14 protein-coding genes are annotated in these 17,555 nt (G+C 67.5%); 5 read left to right on the top strand and 9 right to left on the bottom strand.

The window, feature by feature from the left end; all coding sequences use genetic code 11:
• Positions 1-41: 41 nt before the first annotated feature.
• The 3 genes from J7643_13685 to J7643_13675 are packed head-to-tail and all read left to right on the top strand — an operon-like array spanning position 42 to position 6,562.
• Positions 42-1,994, top strand: a complete 1,953-nt coding sequence (locus J7643_13685) for a hypothetical protein (protein MBO9541634.1) — start codon at positions 42-44, stop codon at positions 1,992-1,994.
• Complete coding sequence (locus tag J7643_13680; GenBank protein ID MBO9541633.1) at positions 1,994-4,222, top strand: hypothetical protein; 2,229 nt, start codon at positions 1,994-1,996, stop codon at positions 4,220-4,222. Before J7643_13685 ends, J7643_13680 begins: the two co-directional genes overlap by 1 nt.
• 9 nt (positions 4,223-4,231) lie before the next feature.
• Positions 4,232-6,562 carry a carbohydrate binding domain-containing protein gene (locus tag J7643_13675; protein MBO9541632.1) on the top strand — a complete coding sequence of 777 codons (2,331 nt, stop codon included), beginning with the start codon at positions 4,232-4,234 and terminating at the stop codon, positions 6,560-6,562.
• 8 nt (positions 6,563-6,570) lie between these two features.
• Here the strand turns inward: J7643_13675 and J7643_13670 are convergent, their stop codons facing one another.
• On the bottom strand, positions 6,571-7,116 hold the full coding sequence (locus J7643_13670; protein ID MBO9541631.1) for a hypothetical protein: 546 nt from the start codon (positions 7,114-7,116) through the stop codon (positions 6,571-6,573).
• A gap of 121 nt (positions 7,117-7,237) precedes the next feature.
• Here J7643_13670 and J7643_13665 point away from each other — a divergent pair, with 121 nt between their 5' ends.
• On the top strand, positions 7,238-7,669 hold the full coding sequence (locus tag J7643_13665) for an NfeD family protein (protein ID MBO9541630.1): 432 nt from the start codon (positions 7,238-7,240) through the stop codon (positions 7,667-7,669).
• Between the two features lie 20 nt (positions 7,670-7,689).
• Positions 7,690-8,691 (top strand): SPFH/Band 7/PHB domain protein, encoded by a 1,002-nt coding sequence (locus J7643_13660; GenBank protein ID MBO9541629.1) that lies wholly within the window; start codon positions 7,690-7,692, stop codon positions 8,689-8,691.
• A 58-nt stretch (positions 8,692-8,749) separates the two neighbouring features.
• On the opposite strand, the gene J7643_13655 is transcribed toward J7643_13660, so the two are convergent.
• From J7643_13655 to J7643_13620, 8 genes are all read right to left on the bottom strand, one after another.
• On the bottom strand, positions 8,750-9,409 hold the full coding sequence (locus J7643_13655; protein ID MBO9541628.1) for a hypothetical protein: 660 nt from the start codon (positions 9,407-9,409) through the stop codon (positions 8,750-8,752).
• Between the two features lie 92 nt (positions 9,410-9,501).
• Complete coding sequence (locus tag J7643_13650) at positions 9,502-10,863, bottom strand: FliI/YscN family ATPase (protein ID MBO9541627.1); 1,362 nt, start codon at positions 10,861-10,863, stop codon at positions 9,502-9,504.
• 2 nt (positions 10,864-10,865) lie between these two features.
• Entirely contained in the window at positions 10,866-12,218 is a 1,353-nt protein-coding gene (locus tag J7643_13645; GenBank protein MBO9541626.1) for a hypothetical protein, read from the bottom strand.
• A 58-nt stretch (positions 12,219-12,276) separates the two neighbouring features.
• Entirely contained in the window at positions 12,277-12,552 is a 276-nt protein-coding gene (locus J7643_13640; protein ID MBO9541625.1) for a hypothetical protein, read from the bottom strand.
• A 66-nt stretch (positions 12,553-12,618) separates the two neighbouring features.
• Positions 12,619-14,322 (bottom strand): hypothetical protein, encoded by a 1,704-nt coding sequence (locus J7643_13635; GenBank protein ID MBO9541624.1) that lies wholly within the window; start codon positions 14,320-14,322, stop codon positions 12,619-12,621.
• Entirely contained in the window at positions 14,319-15,221 is a 903-nt protein-coding gene (locus J7643_13630; protein MBO9541623.1) for a DUF58 domain-containing protein, read from the bottom strand. Before J7643_13630 ends, J7643_13635 begins: the two co-directional genes overlap by 4 nt.
• Positions 15,222-15,227: 6 nt before the next feature.
• Positions 15,228-16,220: an AAA family ATPase gene (locus J7643_13625; GenBank protein MBO9541622.1), complete on the bottom strand. Its 993-nt coding sequence runs from the start codon at positions 16,218-16,220 to the stop codon at positions 15,228-15,230.
• Between the two features lie 114 nt (positions 16,221-16,334).
• Positions 16,335-17,492: a homoserine O-acetyltransferase gene (locus J7643_13620; GenBank protein MBO9541621.1), complete on the bottom strand. Its 1,158-nt coding sequence runs from the start codon at positions 17,490-17,492 to the stop codon at positions 16,335-16,337.
• Between the last annotated feature and the right edge of the window lie 63 nt (positions 17,493-17,555).

Genomic DNA, 17,555 nt, shown 5'->3' with positions numbered 1-17,555 from the left:
AGCCGCTCGCTGGGTAGAATATCCCTGAGGGGACACCCGCCATGACCCAGCCGGTTTCTTGTTTCACCCGCTTCCTGGCGCTTTGCGCAGCGATGAGCCTCGCCGCAGGCTGCGCTGCGCCACGGATCGCGCCGCTCCACGGTACCGAGCCCGCGTCCAGCCCGGAGGCGGCCGCGTCTTCGGGCACCCTCGCGATCCGCATCAGCTTGCCACGCGAAGCCCAGGCCCTGGTGGGCAACACCCAGTCGCTCAAGGTCCTGCTCCGCAATCCCGGCCTCTTGGACAGCGATCGCCTCGCGACGGTCAACGGCGCCGGTCCTCAGAGCATCCTCCTGAGCGCATTGCCGCCTGGCGGTGGTTACACCCTCTACGCGGGGGCCTACAGCGGGCCCAACGCCACCGGCACCCTCATGAGCTGGGGGGCATTGCCTTTGAGCATCAAGAGCGGAGCCAACAGCGCCAGCTTGGGCCTCTCCGTTCGGGTGGGGGCAGGCGCCGGGTCGGACGATCTGACCGGCGGCCCGGCGGGCAATCAGACCCAGGTGGGCACGAGCCAGTGGGGGCAGACGACGATCGCGGACTTCCAGGCAGGGGCCGTGACCAACACCGAGCTCTTCGTGCCCGGCATGTACGCCTACCTGGGAGCCCTGGGGGGCAGCCCCGGCGCGACCGGCAGCGCCAACGGCCAGTTCAACCAGGTCGAGGACATCGCCTTCGACCGCCAGGGCAACATGTACGTCTGCGATCGCCTCAACCACCGCGTCCAGGTCTTCGACACCGGCTTCAACTTCCTGCGGGGGATGGGCAACGGCGGCATCTGGACCTCGGGCCCCGCCCCCACCCCGGTCGCCGGCAACGGCAACGGTTATTTCGACAGTCCGACGGGCCTCGCCTTCGACGCCCAGGGCAACCTCTACGTCACGGACCACAACAACCAGCGGGTCCAGAAGTTCGACGCGGGCGGCGGCTTCCTCATGGGCTGGGGCAGCAGCCAGACCTGGAACAGCTCCCAGGCGGCCCCCGCGCCGACCTCGGGCAGCAACGCCGCCGCCCTGTTCACCGCCCCCCACAAGCCCCTGATCGATCGGGACAACAACGTCTGGATCTCGGATCTGGGCAACCACCGGGTGGTGAAGTACTCGCCGAACGGCGTGTTCCTGCTCGGGATCGGGCAGGGAACGACCTGGACCTCGGCCCCCGCGGCCCCCGCGGCGGCCTCGGGCAGCGCCAATGCCTGGTTCTGGAGCCCCTGGGCGACCGGCTTCGACCGTCAGGGCAACCTCCACGTCGAGGACCTCTACAACTCGCGCATCCAGGTGTTCTCGCCGGGTGGCGCCTACCTTTCCTCGTGGGGCAGCGTCGGCGGCGCCGACGGCCAGTTCCCGGGCAAAGCGGGCGTTTCGGCCTTCGACCCGTTCGGCCGCCTCTGGGTCTGCAACTTCGACCCGACCGCCGGCCTCAACTACCTCCAGGTCTTCACCGCGGGCGGCCAGTACCAGGCGCGCATCACCGGCCCCTCGGCCACCCAGCTCAAGCAGGCGCGCGAGCTCAGCTTCGACGCCGCGGGCGACGCCTATGTCGGCGACATCTTCTCCGGGGTCATCTCGAAGTTCAAGGGCGCGAGCCCAACGGATACGACCGGCGGCATCCGCCTCGCGGGCACCCGCTCGCCGGGACCGAGCAACCACGCGCCGAGCGGCACCTACGTTTCGTCGGTGCTCGATGCTCAGAGCGTCGTGACCTGGGGGGCGATCGACTGGGCGGTCGCGAGCCTCCCTGCCAACACCGGCGTGGCCGTGGCGGTGGCCACCAGCAGCGACAAAGTAAACTGGAGCGCCTTCCAGCCGGTCGCCGCCGGCAGCGTGGCCGGCAACAACATCGCGAGCCTCTCGGGCGCGAGCTTCAAGAGCCGCTTTCTCAAGTACCAGCTGACCCTGACCTCGACCAATCCGGCCTCGACCCCCGAGGTCCAGGAAGTGGGGGTGACCTACTGATGAAGACCTTCCGTCTTGCGGCGATCGCCCTGTTCCTCGCGGCCTGCCACCCGCTCTCTCAGACCGTTCAGCCCACGTCGCAACCCGGCGCTTCGACGCAGGACAGCCGCGCTCTGTGGGGGCGGGCTGCGAGCGTCTACCAGGCGCAGGCCATCGAGAGCGACCTCAAGCCCTTCGGCACGATCGCCCTGCTCGATGCGGCCAACGCCGTGGTGGCGACCGGCACCACCGACGGCGGCGGCGCCTTCAGCCTCAACCCCTTCGTCAGCTGGACCCCGACGACGAACGCCGTCTATGTCCTGGAGCTATCCAAGCGCTTCGAGGGCAGCAACGAGGGCGCCGCGCTCAGGCTGAGGACCCTGGTGTCGTGGACCGGCACCCACTGGACCTCGGTCTCCGGCACGACCGCAGCGGGCAGCGGCGTGCTGATCAACGCAGGGACGACGGCGATCGCCGCCATCCAGCGGCTGCGGGGCCTCGCGGCAAGCAACATGCTCGGGGCCCTGGAACCGACCACAGGCACCTTCGTCCCGGGCGGCACGGGCATCCCCGCTGCGGACTACACGACGGTCAAGGGCCTCGTTTCGAGCACCCTCCTGGCCAACCTAGACCCGGTGCGCCACATCACCTGGTCGTCGGCGGACGGCACCTACCTGGCTGGGCTCGGACCGAAGAACGGCAACCTGCTCTTCGACCTTCGCAGCACCCCGCCCAACCCGGGCATCAACCCGAGCCCCATCCGGACCCGGTACGGGACGGGCTACGCCGTGTCGAGCCAGGCGGGGCTCTACCTCGGCCAGTTCGGCAGCTACGGCGCGGGGGGCGGCAGCTTCAACAACCCCATGGACCTTGCGACGGACCGAGAGGGGAACGTCTACGTCACGAACTTCCAGCTCCACCGGGTGGACAAGTTCGATCCGAATGACAACTTCCTCGCCTCCTTCGGTACCAACGGAACGGGCAACGGCCAGTTCGAAAAGATCACGAGCGTGGCCGTCGACCCCCTCGGGAACATCGTGGCGCTGGATTACCTGAACCACCGCATCCAGAAGCTAGACCCGAACGGCAACTTCCTGCTGGGCATCGGACAGGGCGCCATCTGGCCGCCCGGCGGGCCGCCCGCGGTCGGCTCCGGCCCCTCCAACGGGTGGCTCTACCAGCCCCACTACCTCAAGCTCGATCGCGCGGGCAACATCTGGGTGGCGGACACCAGCAACTACCGGATCATGGTCTTCGCCCCGGGCGGCGGCTTCCTCCGCGGCATCGGCAACGGCAAGACCTGGACCTCGGCGACCCCGGCGGATCCTCCCGCCTTCGGCGCGGGGGCCAGCAGCTTCGGCAGCGCCGGCATCGCCGCCCCCACCGGGCTCGCCTTCGATGCCCAGGGCAACGTCTGGGTATGCGATCGCGGCAACCATCGCCTCCAGAAGTTCGATTCGGGCGGCGGCTTCCTCGGGGCCTACGGCGCGAACGGCACGGCGGCCGGCCAGTTCAACCGGCCCGAGAGCATCGTGATCGATCCCGCCGGGAACCTCTGGGTCAGCGAAGCCAGCGGCCTGCGGATCCAGAAGTTCGATCCCTCCTTCAACTACCTGGGGCAGATCTCGACGGCGGGCCAAGCCGGCTCGACGCCGGGCACCTTCGACTACCCGCGCGGGATGACGTTCGACGTCAACGGCAACCTGCTGGTGGCGGACTGGTACAACCACCGCATCCAGCGCTTCGCCCCGGCGAGCACCACCCTCACCTACAGCTCGGCCGGCCGCTTCAACCTCGCGGCCGGCACCATCGAGGGCTGGATCCGTCCCACCTGGTCCGGGACCACCCCCGGCACCTTCCGGCTCTTCCAGGTCTACATGAGCGCGAGCGGCACCGGCGACGGCATCGGCATCTACAAGAGCGGCTCCCAGATCCGGGGGGACTTCTGGCCCCATTCCAACTCCGGGATCGGCATCCCCGGCGACATCTCGAGCTGGACGCCCCAGACCGACCACCACATCGCCTTCACCTGGGACACCAACAACGTCATCACGCTGTACCTGGACGGCGTGATGATGGGCAGCAAGACCGCAGCCGGCCCGATCCAGGTCCTGCCCCCTCTGATCGAGGTGGGGCAGGCAGGAGGCGGCGAGCATGCCAACGCGCTCATCTCGGGCGTGCGCATCTACGACTACGCCAAGTCCCAGGCCGAGATCCGGCGGGACGCGGCGATGGTCGAGCAGGAGTAGGAGAGCGCCATGCGACGCCTCGCGCTGATCCAGTGGATACTGCTGTTGGGCCTGCTGCTTGCGGCCTGCCGCCCGCCCGCGCTGACGGCCCCCGACGCCACGCCGACCGTGGCCCGCGCGGAGCGGGCCCTGTTCGACGGGACGGTGGTGGAGCCCGCCGACTATGGCACCCAGGCGATCGCCTCCAACCTCTCGGCGGGGGCCGTCGTCTCGTTGATCGACCCTGCCACCTCCCAGGTCAAGGGCACCGGCCTCACCGACGCGTCGGGCACCTTCACCGTCACGGCCCTTTCGACCTTCACCCCGACCCTGGGGGGCCTCTACCTGCTCGAGGTCACCAAGGCGCCGAGCGGAGCCGAGAACGGGAGCTATGCGCTGCGGACCCTGGTGCAGCTGAACGCGGGGGGCTGGACGAGCATCAGCGGCAGCCGGGTCACGATCAGCACCACGACGACCGCCGTCGCCCTGATCTATCGGTACAAGAGCCTCTCGGCCGCGAACGTCATCGGCAAAGTCTCCTACGATCCCACCACCAAGCGCAGCACGGCGAGCGCGCTGAGCAGCGCCTTCTCCGACGAGGCGGTCCGCCAGGCCGAGGCCCAGGTCCAGCAGGCCCTCGCCCTGAACCTGGACCCCGTGCAGGCCGTTCGCCCGGCCCCGGACGGGGGCATGGGCCTCGGCCTCACGAGCGCCTCGACCAACCTGCTGCTCAACCCCGGCTTCGAGCAGGGGAGCGGCGTCATGAGCAGCTGGGGCGTGGGTGGCACGACCGCTGGTATCGGCTCGGCGGTACCCGACGCGGGCACGGCCTTCGAGCGGCAGCGCGCCTGCAAGATCACCGTCACCGGGGCGGGAGATACCTGGGTGGGCCAGGGGATGATCACCGGACTCGGGGTCGGACGCACGGTCGTGCCGCTGATCGCCGGCACGACCTATACCTTCTCGGTCTACGCCAAGGGCGCGGTCGGCGGCGAACGCATCGGCCTGCGGGTGTCCGGCGGGCTCCCCCAGTTCAAGGAGCTGGGCGGCGCTCCGAACTTCAGCCTGACGACGAGCTGGCAACGCTACAGCTACACCTTCACCGCCCCGATCTCGTCGCCCGCGGCCGTCGTCTTCGTCCGGGCGGGCTCCGACCCCGGGCAGGTGAGCTACCCCGAGAATCTCTGGGTCGATGCCGCCCAGCTGGAAGTCGGTTCGAGCGCGAGCCCCTACGCCGGGACCTCGCCGAAGCTGCTCTACGACTCGACCACGACCCCGGCCAATGGCTCAGGCATCACCTACGGCCCCGGCCGCAACGGCGGGACGGGCGTGGTCCTGGACGCGGGGATCAACCTCGTCACGAACGGCCATGGCCAGAACGGCACGGCCGGTTACACGGCCCCCTCTTCATCGCTGGTCCTGACCACGGCCTACGGCACCCCGCCCAATTGCCCGAACACCGCCGTGTTCCAGTTCACGCACTCTCCGGCCACCCAGTTCGAGCCCGTTTACCAGAACATCGCGGTCCAACCCTACACCAACTACACGCTCAGCGAGTGGGTCTACTTCCCGAACGCCGTGACGGAATGGTGGCTAGGCATCGGCACGAACCCGAGCGCCATCAATCTCGTCGTGGCCAACGCGGCGACGGCGACCGCCGGCGTCTGGAAGCACTATGTCCTGAGCTTCAACTCGGGTCCCAACACTTCGATCACCGTGTTCCCCATCGACACGATGACGGCGAATTCCGTGGTGGCCTTCACCATGGTGCAGCTCGAGCAGGGCACGACGGCGCACCCCTACGTGGGCGGCCCAAGCCTCGATCGCTTCGCCGTCGATCCCCGCTACGTCCCGCGCAACGCCGGCACTCTCTCGTACTGGTTCTCGCCCTTCTACGACGCATCGGATAACCGCTGGGACGATAGCAACTCGTCGCCCCGACCGATCCGCATGATGGGGCTCAGCGATCGCGACGACAGCACCATCCTCTTTCTCAAGAAGGTCAAAAACAACCTGACGTTCGGCATCCAGCACGGCACGGGCTGGGTCTCGGCCGACTGGGCGTCTCCCACTCCGCTCTGGACGGCCGGGTCGTGGCACCACGTGGCCTTGAGCTGGGGGGGCGCCAACGGCATGGCGCTCTACTTCGACGGCCAACAGGTGGCAACCAACCCGTACGGCGGCGGCATCTACACCAACGGCTCCAGCGGCCAGACCGCACTGGGCAACCTCTACCTGTCGGGAATGACCGGCAACACCACCTACGCCCAGAACGCGACGATCGACAAGCTGCGCATCTACGACGCGCCGCGCAGCCCGCAGGAGATCGCACGGGAGTACCTGGGGGTCACGGGGAACTAAGGCAGGCTTCAGCCGAGCGGCTCCAGGCCCGTCTCCTGCGAAGGGCGAGGCGCCGCCGAGAGGGCATCCAGCTGGTCCAGGACCTGCTGCACCTGCTCGCGTCGGCCGAGGTCCGCCTCGATCTGATCGACCAGCCCCGTCACGCTCGTCGCGCCGAGCCCGCCCACCAGGCGCCGCAGCGCCCCCTGTGCCTCCAAAAGCTCGGCGCGCAAGCGCACGTCGCCCTGCTTGGCCTTGAGGTGGGCGATCTGGGAGGTGAGCGCCACCAAGGTCAGGCGCCCCTGCTCGATCCGGCGCCATTGATCTGCGACCTGCTCGGCAAGCCGCCCCACCAGCGCCTGATCCACCGGATCTCGAAGGCGCAGCGCCACGAGCTGGCGCTCGCCCTGGCGGTGCTCGACGATGAGCTCGGCCAGGTGCAGCTTGTGGCGATTGAGGGCCTGCTGGAGCTGCTCGAGAACGTAGGCGATCGTATCCTCGGGGCGCTGCCACCTGGCGAAGAGACGCCGCGCGAACCCGCGCGCGAGGATGCCGGCTTGCGTCAGCAGGTTCATGAAACCCTCCCCGGCGACATACCAAGTAAACGACTGTAAAGATATTCGACCATTTCGGGTAGAAAAGCTTCAGTCCTAGCGAACGACCTGATTGGACAGGTCGCCCAGAAAGGAATGAGTGGTGACAGCCTGGCAACTATGGGCCATCGGGGGCCTGGTCTTGCTGATCGGAGAGGTCTTCACGCCGGGGTTCGTCCTGGCGTGCTTCGCCCTGGGGTGCGGCGCCGCCGCCCTCCTGGCGGCCTTGAAGGCAGGAGCGGCCGTGCAGACGATCGCTTTCGCGGCGGTCTCTTTCGCCTCCCTGTTCCTGATCCGCCCGCTCTTCTCGCGGGTTTTCCCAGAAGGCAAGGCGGTCAAGACCAACACAGACGCCCTGATCGGCAAGACGGGGATCGTCTCGCAGGCCCCCCTGGACGCGCTCGGGACCTGGCGCGCGATGGTCGACGGCGAAGACTGGTCGGTCGTTTCGCTCGCGGAAAGCGAACTCGCGGAAGGCCAGAAGGTCAAGGTGATCAAGGTCGATGGCTCACGTCTGATCGTGGAAACGTATTGAGCAAGGAGTAACAAGCGAAGATGGGATTCCTCTTTTTCCTGTTGATCGTCGCGACGGCCGCCGTGGTCATCGTCGCCAAGAGCGTCAAGATCGTGCAGCAGTCGGAGACGATGGTGATCGAGCGCCTCGGCTCCTACAACCGGACCCTCGAATCGGGCATCAACATCATCTGGCCGGTCATCGACACGCCGCGCGCCGTGGACTGGCGCTACGTCGAAGAGCAGGGTGGTGGCAAGACCTTGGTCCGGCAGCGGCGCATCAACCGGATCGACCTGCGTGAGACGGTCTACGACTTCCCCAAGCAGAACGTCATCACCAAGGACAACGTCGGCACCGAGATCAGCGCCCTGCTCTACTTCCAGATCACCGACCCGGTGAAGGCCGTCTACGAGATCGCGAACCTCCCGGACGCCATGGAGAAGCTCGCCCAGACCTCGCTGCGCAACATCATCGGCGAGATGGACCTGGACGAGACCCTCACCTCGCGCGACACCATCAACTCCAAGCTGCGCGTCATCCTGGACCAGGCGACCCACAAGTGGGGCGTCAAGGTGAACCGCGTGGAGCTGCAGGACATCAACCCGCCCAAGGACATCCGCGCCGCCATGGAGAAGCAGATGCGCGCCGAGCGCGATCGCCGCGCCGCCATCCTCGAGGCCGAGGGCATGAAGCAGGCGCGCATCCTCGAGTCCGAGGGCTACAAGGAGGCCGAGATCAACCGGGCCGAGGGCGAGATGCGCGCGCGACTGCTCGCCGCGGAGGGCGAGGCCGGTGCGCGCTCCATGGTCGCCCAGGCCGAGTCGGAGGCCATCATGAAGGTTACCGGCGCGATCGCCGCGAGCAACGGTGACCCCGCGAGCTACCTGATCGCCGTGCGCTACCTGGAGACCCTCAAGGAGATGGTCTCGGGCAAGGAGAACAAGGTCGTCTACATGCCCTACGAGGCCACGGGCGTCCTGGGCTCGCTGGGCGGCATCAAGGAGCTGCTCGGCGGCATCTCGGGCCCCACGAGCGGGAAGTAGCCCCCACCCACAGCAAAGCGCCCCGCCGAAGAATCGGCGGGGCGCTTTGCTGAAAGGCTCAGGAGAGAGTGACGACGCGGTTGTCGTAGCGAAGGGACCGACCATTGGCCAGCAGGTCCAGCGCGATGGTCTTGCCCGACTCCAGGCTGATCGAAAAGCGGGTGTCTCCGCTGGGAGCGCGCTCGCTCGTCACTTGGCTGATCCGAATGGGGGCCTTGCCGTCCTGGGCGAAGACGTAGGTCCCGTTCTGGCGCGAGAAGGTGGCCCCGCCGAAGCCCGAGGCCTCGAGGACCAAGCGATCGGGCTCCCGGCGGGCCTCGACCGACACGAAGCCCAGCACAGTGCCACGACCGGTGGGGAACTGGGCGAAGAGTTGCTCGCGTGCGTCGGGGTTGACGGCGGGCCAGGAGGTCGTGGGCTGTGCGGCAGGTGCCGAGGCCCCCGGCGAGAAGAGGCGGCGCAGGAAGTCCATCAGACGCGAGCCCATGGCCCGCAAGGTCGACATCACCCCCATGCCCTGCGCAGGAGCCTGCAGGGGTGCGACGGGGGCCGACGCCGGGGGCTGGTAGGGCTGCGACCACTGAGCCCGGTCGCCTTGCATCGTCGGGACCGGCTGCTGTGGCTGGGCGGGAGGTTCACCCTTGATCTGACGCGCGATCTCCGAGACGCCGTAGGCGAACTGCGAGACCTGCTGGAGAATTTGGACATAATCGCTCATGTTTACCTCGGCCACGGGCGCATCCTGCCGCGCACAAGGTAGTTATCCGCCCCGTGGGGGGCGACTTTCGGTAAGGAAGGTTTAAGAGTTCGCTACGAGAACATGCTGGCGGCCGAGGTGTCCGATCCCAGCATGAGGATGGTCTTGACCGTCTCCTCGTAGGGGTCGTTCTCGTGGATGCCCTGCTTGAGGAAGCTCTTGATCTGGTCCCAGAGCGAGATGGCCTTGTCGAAGTTGGGGTTGGTGCCGCGGACGTAAGCGCCCATGTTCAAGAGGTCCTGCACCTCGCGGTAGTCGGCCATGATCTGGCGGACCTTCATCTGGGCCTTGTAGTGCTCCTTGGTCGCCAGGAAGTTGATCAGACGGCTGACGCTCTGCAGCACGTCGATGGCCGGGAAGATACCCTGGGAGGCGATCGATCGCAGCATGACCACGTGGCCGTCCAGAACGCCTCGGACGCAGTCCGCGATGGGCTCGTCCATGTCGCCGCCGTCCACCAGCACCGTGTAGATCGCGGTGATGGAGCCCTTGTCCGAGGTGCCCGCACGTTCGAGCAGCTTCGGGATCAGGGCGAAGACCGAGGGGGTGTACCCCTTCTGGGCGGGTGGCTCGCCGATGGCCAGACCGATCTCGCGCATGGCCATGGCAAAGCGGGTCATGGAGTCCATCATCAAGAAGACCCGCAGGTTCTGGTCGCGGAAGTACTCGGAGATGCTGGAGGCGACCAGAGGGGCCTTGAAGCGCATCAGCGAGCTGGTGTCCGAGGTGGCGACCACGACCACCGAACGCTTGAGGCCCTCTTCGCCGAGCGACTCTTCCATGAACTCGCGCACCTCGCGGCCGCGCTCTCCCACCAGGCACAGGACCGAGATGTCTGCCTGACAGTTCCGGGCGATCTGACCGAGCAGGGTGGACTTACCGACCCCCGAGCCCGCGAAGAGGCCGATGCGCTGCCCCTCACCGAGGGTCAAGAAGCCATCGATCACCCGCACCCCGGTCGGCATGACCGTGTCGATGCGCTTGCGGGTCATGGAGTTGGGCGGCGGGTTCATGAGGGGATAGGCCGTCTCGGCGATGATCGGGCCCTTGCCGTCGATGGGGTTGCCGAGCCCGTCGAGGACCCGACCCAGAAGGCCCGGGCCCACCTTGACCGACACCATCCGGCCGGTGGCGACCACTTCACAGCCAGCACCCAGGCCCTCGATCTCGACCAGGGGCATCAGCATCACGCGGCGGGCCTTGAAGCCCTGCACCTCGGCCGGGAAGATCCGGGACTTGTCGATCGAGTAGATGTAGCACAGCTCGCCGTAGCGCACGCCCTGCAAGACCGCCTCGATGACCAGCCCCACGAGCTGGACCACCTGGCCGCGGGCCCGGATGGGCGCCGTGTCCTTGAGGGCGAAGTTGTAGGCCTCGAAGCCGAAGTCGCGCTGCGGCGGTAGCTCGATCGCCATCTCTAACCTCCCGTCATGTCCAGGGGCTCCTCGGCGTACTCGCGACGCACCGCATCGAAAGCCTCCATGATGACCGAGAGCTGGGTCTTGATCTGGGCGTCCACCGAGCCGGAGGAAGTCTCGATGAGCACGCCGCCCCGCTGGATCTTGGGGCTAGACTGGAACTCGACCTTACGAACGTTCTTGAGGCGATCGCGGAAGGCCTCCTCACGCTCCTGGACCACGGGCATGTCCTCGGGGTTGACCTTGATGGTCACCTCTTCGAGGTCCGAGACCTTGGAGATGGCCTCGTCGAGGGTCTTGAGGACCGTGTCGGGGCGCACGGCGATCTCGTCCATCAGGACCTTCTCGGCGATCCCGATGGCCAGATGGAGCAGCTTCTCCTCGTTCTGCTTGACCGCCTCACGCAAAGCACCCGCCATGCGGTTGAGCGAGTCCATGGCATCCTGGATGATCTTGGCGCCTTCCTCGTCCGCCTGGCTGCGGCCTTCCTGGTAGCCCTCGGCGTAGCCCTGCTGGCGCAGATCGGCGAGCATGGCCTCGCGCTTGGTCTCGATCTCGAGGATGATCCCGGCCGCCTGCGAATGGGCCTCGTTGACCAGCTGCGCGGCACGGACCTCGGCTTCTTGCACCATGCGCGCCGCCTTGAGGCGGGCCTCGGCGAGGATCCCCTCGCGCTCGGCCAAGAGCGAACGGAACGCAAGCTCGGGGGGCGGATCGGAGAGCACGCGCTGCGCGTAGTTATCGACCAGGCCCGCGAGCTGCTCCTCGGCCGTCGCGAGCTCGCGCCAACGCGCATCGTTCGCCGCCTGGGCAGCCATCTCGGCGAAGGCCGCGGCGGCCTGCTGACCGACGTAGGGGGTAACGCTTTCGAGGGCCGCGTCGAAGGGAGCCCCCCCCTCCGGAAAGGCCTCCTGGATCGCCGAAACCGCCTCGTCCATGGCAGACCCCACGTCAGGCTCGCCGAACCCGGCCATCGCCTCCTGGGCCGCGTACTCGGCGGCCTCATGGGCGGCTTGCAGCACCTGGTCCTGCTCGACGTCGAAGTCGCCGAGCATGTCGGTGACGCCGGCGGGGGCGTCATCGCCGGGATCTTCGAAGGGGATCGCCTCGGCGTACGCTGGCTCGGCCTCCTCTTCGGGGACGAAGGCCGGTTCCTCGGCGATCGGTTCTTCGCTCCAGGCCTCCGGCTCGGGTTCGGGCGCTTGGGCGGGAACGACGTGCTCGATGGCCTCCGGCTGCGGCGCAGGCTGCGGCACCGAAACCGCCGGGGTGAATTCGCCGGCCATGATCTGATCGCCGGCCACCACGGCGGTGCCGGTCTGGATCAGCTGGTTGGACTTGATGAGTGCCACGGCGGATATCCCCATGAGAAGCCGATTCTGGGGATATTGTACCCACGCACGGCAGCTCTTAGAGGGCGTGCTCGATCTTTTGGACCAGATCCGTCACTGACAGGAACTCATCGTCATCCACGCGCAGCAGCATGACCCGGAGCTTCTCCGGGCGATCGCCCGTCAGATCGATGGTCTCGTCGCCCTTCTGGGCGATCAATCGGTCCTTCTTGATGGGAAAGCGCACCCCCTCGACCGCGTCCATGAGGGTGGCGATCCCGACACGCTGCGGGTTATCGGCATTGGACTCTGGGTTGAGCCGGGCGGTGTCCAGGCGGGAAAGGTCGTCAGCCATCGCAGGCCTCCTTTCGCAAGCGCCTCCATCCTAGGTGTGCGCCAACGCCATCACAAGGTCTTCCTGCTAGAAGCCCGCGAGTTGGTAGTCGAAGGAGAACTGGGTGAACGGTTGCTCGGGACGGGGCGGACGGAAGGTCACGCCGAGGCTCAGGCAGTTGACGGCGTAGCGCAGGCTGAACCACAGGTCACCCATCCCGACCTTGCCCGTATCGTGGGTCCGGGTCCACCAGGCCCCGGCTCCCAGGCCCCAGGGGCCGTAGATCGAGAGGTTCGAGCCCAGGGTGAGACGATCGAGGGCCGTCGCCCGATCGTGGAGGAAGGGGGTGCCCGATCCAGCTCCCGTCTTGAGGACCGGCTGGGTCTCCAGGTTGAAGTTGGTCATGAGCCAGGGCGTCCAGCGCTGGGTGTTTCCCATGCCGAGCGTGAGGATGGATTGGCTGCGATCGGCCGTGTAGTAGGCGGCATTCGCGCTGCCGTAGAACCCGGTGCTCCAGAAAGAGTTTGGATTCCAGCCCGGCAAGCCCATGTGCAGGTTGGCGGACAGGACCCCCGAGCCGACCCCCGAGTTCTCCTCGAAGAGGTAGCCGGCACGCACCGAAGGCCCGAGGGTCACGGGACCCAGCGCCTGGCTCTGCCAGGTGGTCGTGACCTCCGGCAGGCGATGGACGGGGAAGCCGCCCGGGTCCACCTGGTACTGCTCGTCGGTGCGGCGGCCCACGTCGACGCGGTAGCCCACGTTCATGACCGAACGGGCCCCGCCCCAGTCCTTGGCGAGCGAGAGGTTGGCGTGCGGCCCCTGACGGCCCTGGTCGGGCGTCCCCGGATTGATGGGGATCCAGGGGAAGTACTGGGTGTAATTGGCGTCGAAGCGGCCGCTCACCCCCTCCAGGGTGGGGAAGTCCTGGATCACCCCGGCCGAGACACCACGCGACGACATGACGCGGACGGGAATGGAGCCCGGCATCTCCGGGCCCAGGTGATAGGGCGCGCGCGCGTCGACGAAGACGCCCTGCGCGTCATTGAAGCCCACCGTGGCGTCGAGCTTGGTCTCCGGCAGGTTGAGGCGCATCTTCCACGCCTCCTGACCAATGGTCGCAACGAAGTAGGGGATGACCATGACCGGCACCCCGCCGACCACGACCTTCACCCAGCGACCGCTGAGGTTCCAGCTGGAGCGCTTGGGCAGCCATTCGAGGCGATCGCCCGAGAACCAGTAGCCGGGGTCCTCCTGGGCGCACGGCGATACCCGCACGTCCTCGGAGTAGGTGAGATCCTCAGCGAAGTGGAGGCGCCGGCCGCCGAACCAGGCCTGGTGCTCGATGGTGGCTTGCCAGTCGTTGGCGTCGATCGTGCGCTTGGCGAGATCGAACTGGATGCGGTCGGCCTTGAGGTGGTAGATCCCCTGCGAGACGCGGACGCTACCGCTCGCCTCGCCGCGCATGGTCGAACGATCGAAGCGAACGCCGTCGGCGGTGAGGGTGATGCCGTCGTACTCGGCGCGGACCTTGCCGGTGGCCGTCACGTAGCCGTCCTCGTCGTCCACCGCCTCGACGCGCTCGGCCTCGAGGGTCACGAAGAGGCCCTCGGGCGCGGCACTCGCCGTTGCGGCTGCCATGAACTCGATCTTCTCGAGTGGCTCGGTCGAGACAGCCGGGACAGCGGCAGGCGCCTCGGGTGCGGGCTTCTTCTTGCAGCTCTCGCACGCCCAGGCGGCAGGCGCGATCGCCACCGACATGGCAAGCGCCGAAACAATGGCAAGCCGTCTCACAGGGCCACCCTCCGACGCCGGACCTGGCGCTTGGCACGGCGCTCGAAGAACTCAGCCAGGGGCTTCACATAGGTCTGATCGGTCCTGAGCACCAGCTCATCGATGCCGAGCGAGCGGAACAGGGCCGAGCGGTTGTCCGCGAGGTCCTTGGCCCGACGGGCGTAATCGGCGCGCAGGCGCGCGCTGCCCGTGTCCACCAGCATGGTCTCTCCCGTCTCGGGGTCGGCGACCTCCATCAGGCCCACGTCCGGCAGCTCCAGCTCGCGGGGGTCCACCAGGGTCACGGCGATGACGTCGTGCTTGGCCAAGAGGCCCTTGAGCGGCCCTTCCATATCCAGGTCGATGAAGTCCGAGACCACGAACACGATGGCCCGGCCGGTCAGGACCTTCTGGAAGTAGGCGAGGCTCTCGGCGTAGCGGGTCCGGCGCCCCTCGGGACGGTAGACCAGCATGTCCCGGATCATCCGCAGAACGTGCGCCCGGCCCCGCCGGGGCGGCACGAAGCGCTCGGGCCCGTCGCTGAACAGGAAAAGGCCCACCCGGTCATGGTTCTGCATGGCCGACAGGGCGATGGCTGCGGCGAACTCGGTGGCGAGCTCTCGCTTGAGGCGCCCCTTGGAGCCGAAGGATAGCGAGGCCGACAGGTCCACCGCGAGCATGATGGTCAGCTCGCGCTCTTCGACGAACTTCTTGACGAAGAGGCGGTCCATCCGGGCCGTGACGTTCCAGTCGATGAGCCGGACGTCATCGCCCTCCTGGTACTCGCGCACCTCGTCGAAGTCGATGCCGCGGCCCTTGAAGACCGAGTGGTACTCGCCGCCGAAGATATTCGAGACCAGGCGGGTGGTCTTGATCTCCAGGCGGCGGATCCGGCGGGAAAGCTCGGGCTGATCGGCCATGAGGGGTTAGGGAACCTTGATGCCGGCGAGGATCTTGCGGACCACATCCTCGACCGAGACCTCCTCGGCTTCGGCCTCATAGGACAAAAGGACCCGGTGCCGCAGCACGTCGGGGGCCATGGCCTTGACGTCCTCGGGCATGACGTAGGCGCGCTTCTTGAGGAAGGCGTGGGCCTTGGCGGCGAGCGTCAGGTAGATGCTCGCGCGGGGGCTCGCCCCGAAAGCGATGAGCGACGACAGCCCTTCCAGGCCATAGTCCTTGGGGGTGCGGGTGGCGTAGACGATGTCCACCACGTAGCGCTTGATCTTGTCCGAGACGTGGATCGTGCTGATGATCTCGCGGGCCTGGCGGATCAGCTCGGGGGTGCCGATGCGGCTGAGCTCGACGGGCTGGGGGTTGGTCATGCGCTCGATGATCTCGAGCTCCTCGGCCTTGGTGGGGTAGCCCACCTTGACCTTGAACATGAAGCGGTCGAGCTGCGCTTCGGGGAGCGGGTAAGTGCCCTCGTTCTCGATGGGGTTCTGGGTGGCGAGCACCAGGAAGGGATCGGGCAGGGGCATGGTCTCGCCGCCGATGGTGACCTGGCGCTCGGCCATGGCCTCCAGGAGCGCGCTCTGGACCTTGGCCGGCGCGCGGTTGATCTCGTCGGCAAGCAGCAAGTTGGCGAAGATGGGACCCTGCTTGGTCTGGAAGCGGCCCTTCTTGGCATCGAAGATCGAGGTGCCCAGGAGGTCCGCGGGAAGAAGGTCCGGCGTGAACTGGATGCGGGCGAAATCCGCCTGCATGACCTTGGCGATCGTGTTGATCGAGAGGGTCTTGGCCAGGCCCGGCACCCCTTCGAGCAGGATGTGGCCATCCGCCAAGAGGGCGATCATCAGGCGCTCCAGGAGCGTGGCCTGCCCGACGATAACGCGCTTGACCTCGGTGAGGATCTCCGCGAACTGGTCGGCGACCACGCGCACCCGCTCATTGGCTTCCAGGATCGTATTGTCGATCATCCCTCGCCCAGACCCTCTCGCAATCGGCCCATCCGTTCCTTCGCCATCAAAGGGCGAAGCCACGCCAATTTTAGCCTAACAGGCATGGTTCCTCAAGCAACCAGAACGAAGGCCCTAGGCCCGAAGCGGGGTCTCCAGGCACGCCCGGATGGCGTCCGCGACGAGCCCGATGTCGGCGAGGCCCGCCAGGTGGCCGCGCTTCGGGGGCAAGGGCGCGACCGCATAATCCGCGCCCGCTTCTTCCAGGGCCTGCACCATGGGCAGGTGGTAGCTGGGCAGATGCGCCAGCTCGTCGCCCTCGCCGGGGATGAGCAGCACGCGTGCCTTGAGCCGCGCGAAGGCCTGGGCGAGCGAGCCGTGACGGTGGGCCAGATCCCAGCGCATGTTGGCGCGCAGCATCGCAATCCAGGCATTGGCGTCGCAGAGCGCGGCACGTCGGCGACCCTCGGTCTCGAGCCAGGTCTCCACCTGCCACTCGGCAGTGCGATCCAGGCGAGGATCGCACTCCGCGTCGGCGAAAGCGCGACCAAAAGACTCCTGAAGGGTCTCGCGACCGCTGGAGAGCAGCAGCATGAGCTTGATCGAAGCGGCCAAGCCTTCGATGGGCGGGTCCTCGCGGTCGTAGCGACCGTCCTTGAAGCGCGGGTCGAGGCGGATGGCGTCCATCATCACCCGGTAGAGGCCGATCTCGCGGGGCTGGAACTCGGCCAGGCCGATGGATGCGATCACGCGATCGACTTCGCCGGGGCGCGAGACGGCCCACTCCAGAGCCTGCATGGCCCCGAGCGAGGGACCCGCCACGGCCGCGAGGCGCTCGACGCCGAGTTGGGTAAGGACATGGCGCTGGGCTGCGACCGCGTCCGCCATGGCCAGCGCCGGGAAGGTGGGCCCATAAGGCTCGCCGGTCGCCGGGTCGATGCTCGCCGCGCTGGTGGTCACCCCGTGAGGGGCGTCGGTGCGAACGCAACCGAGCGCGTCGATCGCAACGACGAAGTAGCGATCGGTGTCGATGGCCTTGCCCGGCCCGATCACCGCGTCCCACCAGCCGAGCTCCTGGTCGTCAGGCGCGTAGCGGCCCGCCGCGTGCGAGTGGCCCGAGAAGAAGTGGCAGATGAGAATGACGTTGTCGCGCGCCTCGTTGAGACGGCCGTAGGTTTCGAAGCCCACCGTGACCTCGCGCAGGCGCTCGCCGCACGCGAGGTTGAGCTCGGGGATCGTGGCGACCTGCTTGGTGGTCAGCAAAGGAGCGGGTTTCAGGGGGGCTTCGGGCATCGGATCTCTCCAGGTAGGGTGAGCGACGCCTCCAAAGGTAGCGATGCGCCGTTACGCAGCGGT

It is taken from the genome of bacterium (assembly GCA_017744355.1).
In the GTDB taxonomy this organism is placed as follows: domain Bacteria; phylum Cyanobacteriota; class Sericytochromatia; order S15B-MN24; family UBA4093; genus JAGIBK01.
The sequence above is the reverse complement of the archived record's forward strand: the minus strand, read 5'-3'. Positions and strand labels throughout refer to the sequence as shown.